Raw genomic sequence first — 15,090 nt, forward strand, 5'->3', positions numbered from 1 at the left:
AAGGAGTTTTTTATGGAGTGTGATAGCTGTACAAATTATGTTTATGATGAGGATGATGACTCTTTTTCATGTATGGTTTCGCTCGATGAAGATGAGATGTATCATTTTCTGACAAGAAGATCCAAGAGTTGTCCTTATTATAACGGTGATGATGAATATAAGGTTGTAAGACATCAACTTTGATGTTTTGTAGGCGAAATATGTTTTTGCAAAGACTGTCCTCTGTTTTATCGCAGAGGCAGTCTTTTTTGTTAAATAAAAATTAAGAATATATCAAAAACTGTTGACATTGCTTTCTTGGAATCATATAATTTTTTTGTAAAACAATTCTAATTAAAAAAATCTAACTTTTATAATTGCAATATCGCTTTGTTACTAATAATAAATGATTTGAACTGCTTTTTAACTTGTTAAATATTATTGATAATGTTTTGTTGGAGATGATATGAGCGGAGATTGTAGACAAATTACGATTAGTAAATTAATGGAAGTAAATCATATAGAAATTTCACCACCAATGTGTTTTGGAATTGGGGAGGGGTATGATTTTAGATATTGGATTGAAAAAAGTCTAAAAATCCCTTTAATAGTATTATCAGGAAATTATGACTTCTTGTCACTTATATTCAGAAACTCGCATTTACTGCGAGTTTCGTGAGAACAAAAGTCAAGCGGCAAACTGGTCCAAGGCGAAGCCTTTTTAAATGGCCAGTTTGCGTAGTTTTTGGAACGCAGTGACAAAAATCTATGACATCTTGTCACTTATATTCAGAAACTCGCATTTACTGCGAGTTTCGTGAGAACAAAAGTCAAGCGGCAAACTGGTCCAAGGCGAAGCCTTTTTAAATGGCCAGTTTGCGTAGTTTTTGGAACGCAGTGACAAAAATCTATAGTTTTGAAGAACGCCTGTTTGATAATTTAAATGTGCGTTATCAAAAGATAATTAATAATCAAGAGGAAATGGTTGCACCAGCATGTGGTTGTGGCTGTACAAATACAGGAATGGGTTGCTAATTAACTATTGAATATGTAACTGTATATTGGGATGTTGATAAATTCGTAGATAGTGATTTTAAACACTATCTACGAATCAAATAGGAGAAAAATGATTAAATTTAACGGTGTTTCAAAGTTTTTTGAGGATGGTAAAGAAAAGAGAATAATAATAGATAATTCAAGTATTATAATACCCCAAAATAAGGTTTCAGGTATTATTGGAAGATCAGGGCTTGGAAAATCTACAGTTTTAAAGATGATTTTAGGATTAATTAATCCAGACGAAGGAACAATAGAAGTTGATGGTCAGGTAATAGATTCTGAAAATGCTAAGTCTATGGAAAAACTTCGCAGGGTAACTACTGGAAGTGTTTTTCAGAATTTTAATTTAATAAATTCGCTTACAGTTGAAGAAAACATTATGCTGCCACGTTTTTTCTATGAAAATGGCGAGGTTAGAATCAAGAATCTGTTGGATTTATTGGGACTTCCAAGTTCGATTCTAGGACAGAGTGTGAATACAATAAGTGGTGGTGAAAAGCAACGAGTTGCTATTGCCAGAGCATTAATTAATAATCCTAAATTATTACTTGCAGATGAACCTACCGGAAATTTGGATTTAAAGAATGAAAATTCAGTTATTGAATTGTTCAAGAGAATAAATAAGGAACTTGATTTGACTATTCTTTTAGTTACACATAGTAAGAATATGGCTTTAAATATGGATAAACTATATACAATCTCAGATTACAAATTAACTGAAACAGAGTATGAAGCTGACGTGAAAGTGAGTTAAATATGAATAAGAAAATTAAAAAGCTTGCATTTAGAGATTTGAAGGTTAATAAAAAAAGAAATAGACTTACTATGATTTCAATTTTAATATCCGTATTTCTCATAAGTATGGTTATGAATATGGGAGTTTCATTTTATGGATATATGCTTAGTGAGATGAAAATTTCCAGGGAAGAGGTTTTAACTATTGCTTTTGGGAATAAAGTTAACTCGCTTAACTATAAGTATCTGACATTATACACAGATAAAGATATCGAACTTGTCAGAAGTGCAGAAGGAGTAAAAAGTGCAACAGGTGTCAAAGGTTTTGGTGTTGATAGCATTACGTATGACAATGGTAAGCAGATAATTACCTCTACACTTTATGGAATAGATAAATCATATCTTGATAATCTGGGGATAAAAATCAGCGAAGGAAAGATGCCTCAAAAAGATGAAGAAGTGCTGGTTGGTAATTCGATTTCCAAGGCAACTAAACTTGGAGTTGGAGATAAAATTCAGGTTACAGTTTCCGGAAAAGAGACTGATTTTGTTATTAGCGGAGTTATCGATTATCAGGAAGAGCAGGCTTTTAATACAGTACCATCAGAAATAAATCAAATGATAGCGGTCAATGTAAAAAGCAAATATGTGTTAGACAGTAAATATGGATATATATCTGCTATTGCTAAAGATGTAAATAAGCTTTCAGAAACAGGAGAAAATATATGCAAAAAGCTTAATACAGACAAGGATCTTAAAAATGCATTAGATGGAACAGGAATCTCGCCGATTGTAGCATCGCGTAAAGATGTTAAGGACATGCTTTCAACCTGGTTTGATTATATAGCTTTGTTTATTATTCTTTTGATTTTGCTTATAGGAACAATTGCTTCTATCAATATTATCAATATATTTGCTATTACGATTCAAGAAAAGCATAAAGATATTGCAGTCTATAAAATAGTAGGTGCATCACAAAAACAAGTGCGATTGATATATGTTTTGCAGAGTCTTCTATTGGGGGTAAAGGGAAGCGTAATTGGAACTCTTTTGGGTATTATATTCTCAGCTTTGGTAATAACAATTCTTCAGTGGAAAAATAATTCTAATGTAATTATATACGTGCTGCCTTTTGTCATAGGAATTGTTACAGCCTTTTTGGCAGGATATTTGGCGTCAAGAAAAACAGATAAAGTAGATGTGAACGTTTTGATGAATGAGTAAGAGGAAATCTATTAAAAAGCAGTGGACATATAGTCTGCTGCTTTTTTAGGAGTCATATTTCAAAAAGAATAAAATTGATAATTGCAGTGTTTTCGTTTATTATAAATAGTAGATTTAAATCTTTTCTTCGAAGGATGGACATTATACCATGGAAAATAATAATGAGAATAAACGTGGACCGCAGGGTGGCAATAATCCGCAGGGGCAGAGTCTGTTCATGTTTTTGCTGGTGGCGCTCGTATGCATGTTCGTATTGTCGTATCTGATGCGATATTTTGCAATACAGGGGGCATCTATCGAAATTCGATATGACCAGTTTATACAACTTCTTGATGCTGGTCAGGTTGAGTCTGTAACGATAGAGAATAGTCAGATAACAATAACTCCCACTGAGGCAGGCATCAAAGCCTATAACAAAAAACGTGAGGCCAAGCAGACAGAAGCCGTAACCGGAACTACTTTTTATACCGGTATTTTATCTGATGCCGATTTACAGGAACAGCTGGAAAAGGCGCATGTTAAATATAACTCAAAAGTTCCTGATTCGAGTAGTAGCATATTGTATTTCCTTGCGACATATATTTTGCCGCTCGTTCTTGTCTGGGTTCTTATGATTATGCTCTTTAAGAAGATGTCAAAAGGCTCTGGCGGAATATTTAATGTAGGCAAGAGCAATGCTAAAGTCTATGTTCAGAAAGAAACCGGAATAACATTTAAGGATGTAGCTGGCGAAGATGAAGCTAAAGAGTCACTTGTAGAAGTGGTAGATTTCCTTCATAATCCGGGGAAATATTCCAAGATAGGTGCAAAGCTTCCAAAGGGCGCACTTCTTGTAGGACCTCCTGGAACAGGTAAGACACTTCTTGCAAAGGCAGTTGCAGGTGAGGCTCATGTTCCGTTTTATTCTCTTTCTGGTTCTGATTTCATAGAGCTTTATGTTGGTGTTGGTGCTAGCCGAGTAAGAGATCTTTTCTCAGAAGCCAGCAAAAATGCTCCATGTATAATCTTTATTGATGAGATTGATGCAATTGGACGAAGCAGAGATAGTAAGTTTGGTGGCGGAAACGAAGAGCGTGAGCAGACTTTGAATCAGCTTCTTTCTGAAATGGATGGTTTCGACTCTAGTAAGGGTGTTTTGGTGTTGGGTGCTACTAACCGTCCAGAGATTCTGGATAAGGCACTTCTTAGACCAGGACGTTTCGACCGTAGAATCATTGTTGACAAGCCGGATTTGAAGGGAAGAATCGAGATTCTTAAAGTTCATTCCAAAGATGTTAAGATGGACGAGACTGTTAATCTGGAAGAAGTTGCACTTGCTACAAGCGGAGCTGTTGGTTCAGACCTTGCCAATATGATAAATGAAGCGGCTATTAATGCTGTCAAAGGTAAGCGCGCATTTGTTTCTCAGAAAGATCTTATGGAGGCAGTTGAACAGGTTCTTGTAGGAAAAGAGAAAAAAGACAGAATACTCAGCAAGGAAGAAAGAAAACTCGTATCCTATCATGAAGTTGGACATGCATTAATAAGTGCAGTACAGAAGAACACAGAACCTGTGCAAAAGATTACTATCGTGCCACGTACAATGGGTGCGCTTGGATATGTAATGCAGGTACCTGAAGAAGAAAAGTTCCTTAGTACAAAAGATGAGATGCGTGATGATATCATCGTGGCACTTGGCGGACGTGCAGCAGAAGAGATTATTTTCAATACAGTTACAACCGGTGCAGAGAATGATATCGAGAAGGCTACAGCGCTTGCAAGAGACATGATCAGCATGTACGGAATGAGTGAGAAGTTTGGCCTAATGCAGCTTGAGTCTGTGCAGAACAGATATCTTGACGGAAGAAGAGAGATGAATTGTTCAGATCAGACAGCTGCTGAAGTTGATGCAGAAGTAATGAAACTTCTTATGGAATGTTATGAAGAGGCAAAACGTATTATTACAGAGCATCTTCCTGCTATGGATAAGCTTGCAGAGCATCTTATTAAACGTGAAACAATTTCTGGAAAAGAGTTCATGAAGATTTATCGTGAAGTTGAAAATATTCCAGAACCAGAGGAAGGCGAGAAAACTCCAAGGCTTAGAATCTATGCTACAAGACCGGAATCAGCACTTATCGGTGAAGATATAGATGATACTGACAAGAATGAAAACAAAGATGATGAACCTGATGATGGCGGCTTTTCTGAGAGGGCGAGACGTTTTCAGGAGGAAATAGGTTTGAATTTAGCATCTGTGCTGAATCTGCCAAAGATTAAACTAGCTGAAGATGAAGATGATCCTATGTCAGTTCTTACGGGTAAAGATTCTTACGGTAACAGCCTGGAAGAAGATGATGATGATGAAGATAGAGAAGATTTTTCAGAGCTTTATGAAACTAGAATTTCAAAAACTGAAGGTTCTGAAGAAGACGATTCTGATTCAAAAGATTCTGATTCTGAAGACTCTTTGAAAGATAGCAAAGAAAAAGAGGCTACCCGCGGACGTTTTTCTCATGTGTCTGACGATTTTGATAAAAAGGATTAAAGATTGAAATTCGATATAAAAGAAGAACTGAAAAAACTTCCAAACAAACCGGGCGTCTATATAATGCACGATGTTGATGATACTATTATGTATGTCGGCAAGGCGGTCAATTTGCATAAAAGAGTCCAGTCCTACTTTCGAAAGATAGTGGGACGTGGACCTCAAATTGATCAGATGGTGCAGCAGATAGCCCGGTTTGAGTATATTGTAACTGATTCTGAAATGGAGGCTCTTGTTCTAGAGAATAATCTAATAAAAGAACATAGACCTCGTTATAATACGATGCTAAAGGATGATAAAACCTATCCTTACATTAAAGTTACAATACAGGAGAAATTTCCCAGAATTCTTTTTTCACGTATAATGAAAAAAGATAAGGCGAAGTATTTTGGTCCGTTTACCAGTGCACAGGCACTGAAAAGTACAATTGATTTAATAAATAAAATATATGGTCTTAGAGACTGTAATAGGAATCTTCCAAAGGAAATCGGAAATCAGAGACCATGCCTTAATTATCATATGGGAAGGTGTTGCGGCCCTTGTATAGGGGATGTGTCTGAAGAAGACTATCGAGAGAGAATTAACAGGGCGATTGATTTCCTTTCAGGTAATTACAGCGTCATAATCGATGACCTTGAAAAGAAAATGTATGATGCTTCTGAAAAAATGGAGTTTGAGAAAGCGGCTCACTACAGAGATCTTCTTAATGATGTAAAGACAGTTGCACAGAAACAGAAGATGACAGATGCCTCTATGGAAGATAAGGATATTATTGCTATTGCGCTTGATAAAGAGGATGCAGTCGTTCAGGTATTTTTTGTCAGGGCAGGTAGGATAATAGGAAGAGAACACTTCTACATGACGCATGTAGGAGACAAGAAAGAAGACGAGGTTCTTCTTGATTTTGTAAAACAGTTCTATGCGGGAACTCCATTTATCCCCAGAGAAATTCTCCTTCCTACAGCTATTGAAGACATGGAGATAATTGAAGAATGGCTGTCTGTTCGTAAGGGCAGTAGGATGTACATTAAAGTTCCGGAAAGAGGTCAGAAGGAAAAACTCATGGAACTTGCTGCTGAGAATGCCAGACTTGTTTTGTCCAAAGATAGAGAAAGGATAAAGAGAGAAGAAGGAAGGACAATCGGGGCGGTTAAAGAGATTGCAAATATTCTGGGAATACCGGATTTAAATAGAATGGAAGCCTTTGATATATCTAATATCAGTGGTTTTGCAAATGTTGGTTCTATGGTAGTATTCGAGAAGGGTAAGCCAAAGAGAAGCGACTACCGCAAGTTCAGGATAAAGTCTGTTGATGGACCAAACGATTATGCATGTATGCATGAGGTTTTGAGTAGAAGACTTATGCATGGACTTGAAGAGAAAAACGACCTTGAATTAAAACGTATAGATGAAAAGTATGGAAGTTTTACAAAATTTCCAGATCTTATTCTGATGGATGGCGGAAGAGGTCAGGTAAATATTTGTCTTGATGTTCTTAATGAACTTGGAATAGATATTCCTGTATGCGGAATGGTTAAAGATGATAATCATAGAACAAGAGGTCTATATTTTAATAATGTGGAATTGCCGATAGATAGAGAAAGCGAAGGCTTTAAACTGATAACAAGGATTCAGGATGAGGCACATAGATTTGCAATAGAGTATCATCGTTCTTTGCGTTCGAAGACTCAGGTGAAATCGTCTCTTGATGATATTCCGGGAATTGGTCCTGCAAGACGTAAGGCACTTATGAAGCATTTTGAATCAATAAATCAGATTAAAGATGCAAGTATCGAGGAATTATCGAGTGTACCGGAAATTCCTGAAAGCCAGGCTAGAATAATCTATGACTATTTCCATAAAAAATCAGATTTGTGAAGGAAGGATTGGAGGAAAGGATATGACAAGTGTTAAACTTAAAACGTTGGTTGATTGGTTAAAACTCGATAACCTTACACCTGACATTAATCTTGATAAGATTAAAATCAGACAGCCGGATATTAATAGACCGGCTCTTCAGATAGCAGGTTATTTTGAACATTTTGAGGCGACCAGGCTTCAGATAGTAGGTTTTGTAGAGTATACTTATATGGAGAATCTTCCAGAGGATAGAAAAGAGAAAGCGTACAGAGATTTTCTTTCTTTTGATATACCAGCGATTATTTTCTGTAGAGAGCTTATTCCAGATCACCTTTTCCTCAAGATAGCAGAAGAGGAAAAAGTGCCGATATTCATGACCAAAAAAGCTACATCGGCTATGATGGCAGAGACTATCAGATATCTGAATGAAAAGCTTGCACCATGTATCTCTATTCATGGCGTTTTAGTAGACGTTTATGGCGAAGGTGTTCTTATTACAGGTGAAAGTGGTATAGGTAAGTCTGAAGCAGCGCTAGAGCTTATTAAGAGAGGCCACAGACTCGTATCTGATGATGTGGTAGAGATTAGGAAGATAAGCGATGAACAGCTTGTTGGAAGCGCACCTGATATCACCAGACACTTTATTGAACTTAGAGGTATTGGGATTATTGATGTTAAGACCTTATACGGTGTTTCGAGTGTTCGTGATTCCAAGACTATTGATCTTGTCATCAAACTGGAAGAATGGGACAAAGACAAAGAATATGACAGGTTAGGACTTGAAGAGCAGTATACAGAGTATCTTGGAAATGTAATAGTATGTCATAGAATACCGATAAGACCAGGTAGAAATCTTGCTGTTATCTGCGAAGCTGCTGCAGTTAACAGAAGACAGAAAAAGATGGGTTATAACGCTGCACAAGAGTTGTATAATCGTGTTCAGAATTCTTTACAAAAGAGTGACTCTGACGATGAAGATTGATTAAAGAAAAGAGGAAGGGGTTTTTGAGTAATGAAGTATGCATTTGGAGTAGATATAGGCGGAACAACAGTAAAGATGGGGCTTCTAGATCAGAATGGAAAGATTCTTGAAAAATGGGAGATTCCAACACGTACAGAAGATAATGGAAGTAAAGTTCTTCCGGACATTGCTGCAGCTATCAGAGATAAGATAAATGAAAAAGGATTAAACGACAGTGATATTGCAGGAGTAGGAGTAGGTGCTCCTGGTGCTGTAGATGATAATGGAGTAATCTACCAGGCTGTAAATCTTGGATGGGGCAAGTTTAATTTAAAAGAGACTCTTCATTCTATGGTTAAGCTTCCTGTTAAGGCTGGTAACGATGCCAATGTGGCAGCTCTTGGTGAGTCATGGATGGGCGGCGGAAGAGGTTTTTCCAGCATGCTTATGGTTACACTTGGGACAGGTGTAGGTGGTGGACTTGTAATAGGCGACCACATCATAAATGGCGCTCAGGGTTCTTGCTGTGAGATTGGTCACATTCATCTTGTAGATAACGAAGAAGAAGAATGCGGATGTGGCAATCACGGCTGCTTCGAGCAGTATGCAAGTGCAACAGGAATTGTTCGACTTGCAAAGAGACGCCTTGCAGAAGATACAAAGGATAGCGTTCTTAGAAGCGGAGAAATCAGCAGCAAGAGAATATTCGATGAAGCTAAAAACGGAGATGAAGTTGCAGTAGAAATTACTAAGAGATATGGATATTATCTTGGAAAAGGACTTGCAATCTGCGCTAACGTACTTAATCCTGAAGTTATCGTAATAGGTGGAGGTGTTTCTAAGTGCGGAGACATTCTCTTTGATCTTCTTCGTCCTTCATTTGATGAGTTCTTGTTCAAAGGCTGTAGAGAGACTAAGTTTGCTATGGCAGAGCTTGGAAATGATGCAGGTATCTGCGGAGCTGCAAGACTTGTTCTTGCCTAAAAAATACTGGTGGCAAACTGATTAAAAATAAATCTTTTTATTACAGATTTGCGTGTTTTTTGAAAACTGGAAAGTATTTGGAGTTTTAATTGGATATTATGTTAGATGAAAAAATAATTGATGAGATAAAGGCTTTGACAGAGGAGAAAAGGGTTCTTGTTAAGGAACCCTTATCTTCTCATACGACTTTTAAGATTGGCGGTAATTGTGATGCGCTTGTATTTGTAAAGAGCGTTAACGAATTAAAAGATGTTCTCTCATTTTTGAAAAAGAACGAAATTTCATATTTTGTCATGGGAAATGGAAGTAATCTTTTGGTGTCGGATAATGGTTACAGAGGGGTTATTGTATCTCTAATGCAGATGAATGAGATAGAAATCTTTGGCAACAGAATGCACGTTGGCGCAGGCGCCAAGAATGGTCAGATTGCGCAGGCTGCAAAAGATAATTCTCTTACGGGATACGAAGCACTTGCTGGAATCCCCGGAAGTATAGGCGGGGGAATCTACATGAATGCAGGTGCCTACAACAGTGAGATGAAGGATGTTGTTGAGTTTGTAGAAGTACTGGATAAAGATTTGAATACTCTGGCTATCTCTGATGAGAATATGAAGTTTAAATATAGAAGCAGTATTGCAAAAGAAAAGGGATATATTATCACAGGAGCTATTCTAAGATTTCTTCCTGGAAATAAGGATGAGATTTCGGCTTCTATGGCTGAATATGCCGGTAAGAGAAAAGAGAAGCAGCCTTTGGAATATCCAAGTGCTGGTTCGACCTTCAAAAGACCGGAAGGAAATTTTGCAGGTAAGCTCATTGAAGAAGCAGGTCTTAGAGGCTTTAGCGTTGGAGGCGCGCAGGTTTCTGAGAAACATTGCGGATTTGTTATTAACAAACAAAATGCAACTGCCGATGATGTGAATAAGCTTATTTGTGAAATTCAAAAAAGAGTAAAAGAAAATTCAGGTGTTGATTTAGAAAAAGAAGTTATTCTACTTGGAGAGTTCTAATCATGCGTTTTGTAATAGTTACAGGAATGAGCGGCGGTGGAAAATCTACTGCTATTCATATGCTGGAAGATGCAGGTTATTACTGTGTTGACAATCTTCCATTTTCTTTAATAGAGAAGTTTGTTGAGCTGATTCTTTTGCCGGACAGTGGAAAAAACAAAGTTGTCTTAGGGCTTGATGTAAGAGGCGGAGAAGAACTTAGAGGAATGCCTGAAGTTGTAGATATGCTAAGGCAAAAAGGTGTTCCTGTAGAAGTCCTGTTCATGGAAACTGATGACAGCGTCTTGGTCAAAAGGTATAAGGAGTCGAGAAGGCTCCATCCGCTTGCTCAGGGTGAGAGAATCGAAGAAGGTATAAAGAGAGAGAGGGAGATTCTTGCTGGTATTCGAGCTAAAGCTGACTATGTCATTGATACTTCAAGACTTCTGACAAGAGAGCTTAGAATCGAACTTAATAAGATTTTTGTAGAAAACGCAAGTTACAATAATCTGATAGTGACGATTCTTTCGTTTGGTTTTAAATATGGAATACCTCAGGATGCGGATCTTGTCTTTGATGTCAGATTCCTTCCTAATCCTTTCTATGTTGAGAAACTAAGGCCGCAGACTGGAAATGATAAAGATGTTCAGGATTATGTTAAAAGTTTTCCTGAGTGCGGAGAGTTCGTTGATAAGCTTGAAGATATGCTTAAGTTCCTTATTCCTGGATATATTAAAGAGGGTAAGTATCAGCTTGTAGTTGCAATAGGATGCACAGGCGGTCAGCACAGGAGCGTGACTATTGCAAATGAGCTTTTTGCTAGGATGTATGGAAAGGGAAATTATGGGCTGAAAATTGCTCACAGGGATGTGGATAAGGCAGCAGGTGCTAATAAAAAATAGAGGTATTTTGGTATGGCAATAACCTACTCAATGAGAGTAAAAGAAGAATTACTGTCTCATGTTGCAAAAGCAAGGCATTGTCAGCTGGCGGGTCTTGCTGCAATATTGAAAATGGAAGGTAGTGTAACACTGCATGAAATGGGCGGTGGAACGATATATATTAGAACTGATAACGTTATTTCGCTAAGAAAGTGCTTTACAATATTAAAGAAAGCATTTAATATAGATACTGATATTCTAGATACAGTAGCAGAGAAACGCGAAAACGGCCACGTCTATAAGGCGATAGTAAATGACGCTGATGCGGTCAGTTCAATTCTCATGGCATTGAAAGAAATTAATGAGGACGGAACGCTCCGAGAAAATCGTGACGTTGTAAGTCCTCTTTTGTTGCGGAATCAATGCTGTAAGCGTGCTTTTTTGCGTGATACATTTTTGTGCATAGGTTCTATATCAGATCCTAAGAAGTCATATCATCTTGAGTTTGTATGTGAAAGCAAGGAACAGGCGAACCAAATTCTTGATGTCCTTAGAGATTTTGAACTTCAGCCCAAAATGGTTATCAGAAAGAAGTATTATGTAGTATATCTGAAGGAAGGCGAAGAAATAGTTGATCTTCTAAATATCATGGAGGCGCATATAAGCCTTATGGAACTTGAAAATCTTCGCATTTACAAAGATATGCGGAATTCGGTGAATCGTCGCGTGAACTGCGAAGCTGCAAATATTACCAAAACAGTAAATGCAGCTTCAAGACAGACCAAAGACATTCAATATATACAGCAGCATTATGGATTTAACAGGCTGTCTGAAGGAATGCGTCAGATGGCAGAAGTTCGTCTGGAGCATCCTGATGCAACATTGGCGGAGCTTGGAGCTTTCCTTGATCCACCTGTTGGAAAATCTGGTGTGAATCATCGTTTACGCAAGTTAAGTGAACTTGCGGACCGACTCAGAACATGAGCCTAGAGTTGGAATCATTAGGAGGTATTATGATTAAGAAATCTATCGAGATTAAGTTGCCAAATGGTTTGGAAGCACGTCCTGTTGCTGAGCTGGTACAGATTGCCAGCAAGTATGATAGTGTAATTCACATTGAGGCACAGACTAAGAAAGTTAACGCAAAGAGCATTATGGGAATGATGACATTGAAGCTTCATTCTGGTGAATCTATTGAAGTAGTTGCAGATGGAACAGATGAAGAGAATGCTGTTTCTGAAATCGAGAATTATCTTCAGGGAGTTAAAACTCTGGCGTAATCAAGATATGATTAGAGCATCTAAGTGCTTTAAATAGGGCGTACATTCACGTTTCTATTAAACATATCTACATATATAATAAAATTCGTTTGTAAAAGAGGTGATGACTATGATACAGTCACCAAAACTTTTATTTGTTTATAATCCGCATGCCGGAAAAGAAACAATAAAAAGCCATCTTCTCGAGATTATAGATATTTTTACCAAGGCAGGATATGAAGTAATTGCATATCCTACGCAGTCTAGAAAGGATGGAGAAAGACGCGTACGAGAACGCGCAGATGACATAGAACTTGTTGTCTGTAGCGGTGGGGACGGTACGTGTAATGAAGTTGTTTCAGGCATGCTGGAGTCAAATTTTCAAGTACCGATAGGTTATGTACCTGCAGGTTCTACAAACGATTTTGCAAGCAGCCTTAAAATCCCATCTTCCATGATTCGTGCAGCCGGCACAATTGTGGATGGACGGGATTTTTTGTGTGATGTTGGAAGATTAAACAAAAGAGCATTTGTCTATTGTGCAGCTTTTGGAGTGTTCACAGACATCTCTTATAGTACTAACCAGACACTTAAAAATGCTCTTGGTCATACAGCATATTTATTGCAAAGCGTACGTGAACTGCAGGAGATAAGAACATATCATGCGAAAATAACCTATGGGAATGGAACTGTCATAGAAGATGAATTTATTTATGGCATGATTACCAATTCTGTCCAGGTGGGAGGAATCAAAGGAATAACAGGAAAGAATGTCAGTCTTGATGATGGAGAATTTGAAGTGACCCTGGTAAGAAGACCTTCGAATATAATCGAACTTCCTGGTATCGTATCAACAATGCTGGGACGTACCCATCTTCCTCCGTCACCGCATCTATTCAACTTCAAGACCAGTCATGTTGTAATAGAAACAGAGGATGAAATGCCGTGGACATTGGATGGAGAATATGGTGGAAGTCATACCAAAGCTGATATAACGGTGGAGAGAAAGGCTTTTACGATCAGAGTTCCGAAATAAATGTAACAATTTATTAACAATATATTCGTAAAAGTTTAATACAAGAACAAGATTTAGACATAAGTTTCTAGTATAGTATAGTTGTCAGTGGACAAGAGCGTTGTTTAAGAAGACAAATACTTTTTCATTAAGTGCCAGATAAGCATGAGCTTACCTGGCATCCTCCCATTAATAGCAATAGAAAATAAATTATAAAAACAGGTGCATTAATTGCACCTGTTTTTATATGCCTCCTATAAAGGTACACAAGAAAAATTATGGTTTAAAGAAAGCTATTTTACAGAAGGTGTAAAGAGAAAACAAAACGAAATAAAAAATAATAATTCTCTTTAAAGCGAAGAATTTTGTTCCGATAAGAAGACTATATAAAACATTATAATTTACAATACAAATATAGTATTTATGCATCTTTGCGCAATATCATCAGCAGTAAATTGAGTTGATTAATTGTGTTTCAGATTGTCTGATTTTTGAAACACAAGTGAATAGTAAGGAGCGCTGTAATCAGGTGGCCTATAGGAGGATTGTTTATGAAAATTCATACAGAACGGTTTAAATGGTATGATGCAGCGTTAATAGTTTTGTTTATAGCAGCTGCTATTATGATTTTTTCACATGAAATTATTGGAGGACTGCTGATTTCTCCATTTATGCATCTTTATGAAAGTGATGAAACCGGCTTTTGGCAGGTGTTCTGCTTGTACTTCCAATTCATAGGTGTCTGGGTGGTATTCCTGCCTTTATGTTTGATTTTCAAAAGAAACAGGCCAATTCTTAAGGCCTTATGGACAGCTCCAAAGGGGAATAATATCAGATATCTGGGAATCGGCCTGCTGATAGGATTTAGTCTTAATATGATATGTGCAATTGCAGCAATACTGAACAGCGATATTGCAGTTTATTATGATTCTTTTCATTTTATCAGGCTGTTATTGCTGTTCATCGCGGTGTTTATACAGTCTTCTTCAGAAGAATTGGTTTGCAGAGCATTCATATATCAGTGTTTAAGAAGAGGATATCGCCATCCGGCAGTAGCTATTATCTTGAATGCTTTATTGTTTACGGTGATGCATTTATTTAATCCCGGCGCCAGTGTGATTCCGATGTTGGCAGTGTTTGTGGCGGGGATATTTTTCTCGCTGATGGTATATTACATGGACAGTATCTGGTGCGCCATGGCAGCCCATACAGCATGGAACTATACACAAAATGTGATACTGGGGCTTCCAAATAGCGGACAGGTAACTCCATTCTCAGTCTTTAGACTTGAAGCAGCATCGGCCACGAATAGTTTAGTATACAACGCTGATTTCGGTCTTGAGGGAACGTTCATGGCTGTGGCTGTTATGACCATAGCAGGCATATTGATCGTTGTCTTTTATGGCAAAAGAAATGTTAAACCTTATGATCCATGGACCGATATGTAGTAATAACTATTTAAATATTTTTACAGAAGGAGTCCGGAAAATGAAAGAGGTTAATAACTGTCGAATGATACTTATAAAACTATATAAATAGATGTTGAATTTTATAGTTTGATGATGTATAATAATATTGAAAGGAGCTAGCACTTTGAGTAAATATTATTCTATACAT

Annotated in this window: 14 protein-coding genes; all 14 read left to right on the forward strand. The window is 37.4% G+C overall.

The annotated features are described in order from the left end of the window. Nucleotides 1-12 precede the first annotated feature (12 nt). The 14 genes from G634_RS21400 to G634_RS18660 all read left to right on the forward strand — a co-directional run bounded on the left by G634_RS21400 (nucleotide 13) and on the right by G634_RS18660 (nucleotide 14,921). Complete coding sequence (locus G634_RS21400; RefSeq protein ID WP_196805328.1) at nucleotides 13-183, forward strand: DUF6472 family protein; 171 nt, start codon at nucleotides 13-15, stop codon at nucleotides 181-183. A gap of 262 nt (nucleotides 184-445) precedes the next feature. After that, nucleotides 446-658 (forward strand): BtrH N-terminal domain-containing protein, encoded by a 213-nt coding sequence (locus G634_RS22120; protein WP_026505061.1) that lies wholly within the window; start codon nucleotides 446-448, stop codon nucleotides 656-658. A gap of 447 nt (nucleotides 659-1,105) precedes the next feature. Beyond that, a complete protein-coding gene (locus G634_RS18655; RefSeq protein WP_035799510.1) occupies nucleotides 1,106-1,792 on the forward strand; it encodes an ABC transporter ATP-binding protein in 687 nt (228 codons plus the stop codon). A gap of 2 nt (nucleotides 1,793-1,794) precedes the next feature. Continuing rightward, entirely contained in the window at nucleotides 1,795-2,997 is a 1,203-nt protein-coding gene (locus G634_RS0109290) for an ABC transporter permease (protein ID WP_026505062.1), read from the forward strand. Between the two features lie 148 nt (nucleotides 2,998-3,145). Next, a complete protein-coding gene (gene ftsH / locus G634_RS0109295) occupies nucleotides 3,146-5,524 on the forward strand; it encodes an ATP-dependent zinc metalloprotease FtsH (RefSeq protein WP_026505063.1) in 2,379 nt (792 codons plus the stop codon). Between the two features lie 3 nt (nucleotides 5,525-5,527). After that, nucleotides 5,528-7,402, forward strand: coding sequence for an excinuclease ABC subunit UvrC (gene uvrC, locus G634_RS0109300; protein WP_026505064.1), 1,875 nt, complete (start codon nucleotides 5,528-5,530; stop codon nucleotides 7,400-7,402). 22 nt (nucleotides 7,403-7,424) lie between these two features. Then, nucleotides 7,425-8,366: an HPr(Ser) kinase/phosphatase gene (hprK, locus tag G634_RS0109305; RefSeq protein ID WP_026505065.1), complete on the forward strand. Its 942-nt coding sequence runs from the start codon at nucleotides 7,425-7,427 to the stop codon at nucleotides 8,364-8,366. 30 nt (nucleotides 8,367-8,396) lie between these two features. Beyond that, nucleotides 8,397-9,329: an ROK family glucokinase gene (locus tag G634_RS0109310; RefSeq protein WP_026505066.1), complete on the forward strand. Its 933-nt coding sequence runs from the start codon at nucleotides 8,397-8,399 to the stop codon at nucleotides 9,327-9,329. Nucleotides 9,330-9,427: 98 nt separating this feature from the next. Next, on the forward strand, nucleotides 9,428-10,339 hold the full coding sequence (gene murB, locus G634_RS0109315; protein WP_026505067.1) for a UDP-N-acetylmuramate dehydrogenase: 912 nt from the start codon (nucleotides 9,428-9,430) through the stop codon (nucleotides 10,337-10,339). A 2-nt stretch (nucleotides 10,340-10,341) separates the two neighbouring features. Continuing rightward, nucleotides 10,342-11,220, forward strand: a complete 879-nt coding sequence (rapZ, locus tag G634_RS0109320) for an RNase adapter RapZ (protein WP_026505068.1) — start codon at nucleotides 10,342-10,344, stop codon at nucleotides 11,218-11,220. A 12-nt stretch (nucleotides 11,221-11,232) separates the two neighbouring features. After that, the gene (whiA, locus tag G634_RS0109325) at nucleotides 11,233-12,183 is read left to right on the forward strand and encodes a DNA-binding protein WhiA (protein ID WP_330364804.1); all 951 of its coding nucleotides are present in this window, start codon (nucleotides 11,233-11,235) and stop codon (nucleotides 12,181-12,183) included. Between the two features lie 29 nt (nucleotides 12,184-12,212). After that, a complete protein-coding gene (locus tag G634_RS0109330; RefSeq protein WP_026505070.1) occupies nucleotides 12,213-12,479 on the forward strand; it encodes an HPr family phosphocarrier protein in 267 nt (88 codons plus the stop codon). 109 nt (nucleotides 12,480-12,588) lie between these two features. Further along, nucleotides 12,589-13,494, forward strand: coding sequence for a diacylglycerol/lipid kinase family protein (locus tag G634_RS0109335; RefSeq protein WP_035799512.1), 906 nt, complete (start codon nucleotides 12,589-12,591; stop codon nucleotides 13,492-13,494). A gap of 530 nt (nucleotides 13,495-14,024) precedes the next feature. Continuing rightward, complete coding sequence (locus G634_RS18660) at nucleotides 14,025-14,921, forward strand: CPBP family intramembrane glutamic endopeptidase (protein ID WP_035799514.1); 897 nt, start codon at nucleotides 14,025-14,027, stop codon at nucleotides 14,919-14,921. Nucleotides 14,922-15,090 lie beyond the last annotated feature (169 nt).

The sequence above is a fragment of the Butyrivibrio sp. NC3005 genome, assembly GCF_000424545.1.
Classification (GTDB): Bacteria; Bacillota; Clostridia; order Lachnospirales; family Lachnospiraceae; genus Butyrivibrio.

Bases quoted from the DNA above. Each gene is read 5' to 3' on its own strand.
- G634_RS21400 (WP_196805328.1), top strand. From the start codon at position 13: ATGGAGTGTGATAGCTGTACAAATTATGTTTATGATGAGGATGATGAC.
- G634_RS22120 (WP_026505061.1), top strand. From the start codon at position 446: ATGAGCGGAGATTGTAGACAAATTACGATTAGTAAATTAATGGAAGTA.
- G634_RS18655 (WP_035799510.1), top strand. From the start codon at position 1,106: ATGATTAAATTTAACGGTGTTTCAAAGTTTTTTGAGGATGGTAAAGAA.
- G634_RS0109290 (WP_026505062.1), top strand. From the start codon at position 1,795: ATGAATAAGAAAATTAAAAAGCTTGCATTTAGAGATTTGAAGGTTAAT.
- ftsH (WP_026505063.1), top strand. From the start codon at position 3,146: ATGGAAAATAATAATGAGAATAAACGTGGACCGCAGGGTGGCAATAAT.
- hprK (WP_026505065.1), top strand. From the start codon at position 7,425: ATGACAAGTGTTAAACTTAAAACGTTGGTTGATTGGTTAAAACTCGAT.
- G634_RS0109310 (WP_026505066.1), top strand. From the start codon at position 8,397: ATGAAGTATGCATTTGGAGTAGATATAGGCGGAACAACAGTAAAGATG.
- murB (WP_026505067.1), top strand. From the start codon at position 9,428: ATGTTAGATGAAAAAATAATTGATGAGATAAAGGCTTTGACAGAGGAG.
- rapZ (WP_026505068.1), top strand. From the start codon at position 10,342: ATGCGTTTTGTAATAGTTACAGGAATGAGCGGCGGTGGAAAATCTACT.
- whiA (WP_330364804.1), top strand. From the start codon at position 11,233: ATGGCAATAACCTACTCAATGAGAGTAAAAGAAGAATTACTGTCTCAT.
- G634_RS0109330 (WP_026505070.1), top strand. From the start codon at position 12,213: ATGATTAAGAAATCTATCGAGATTAAGTTGCCAAATGGTTTGGAAGCA.
- G634_RS0109335 (WP_035799512.1), top strand. From the start codon at position 12,589: ATGATACAGTCACCAAAACTTTTATTTGTTTATAATCCGCATGCCGGA.
- G634_RS18660 (WP_035799514.1), top strand. From the start codon at position 14,025: ATGAAAATTCATACAGAACGGTTTAAATGGTATGATGCAGCGTTAATA.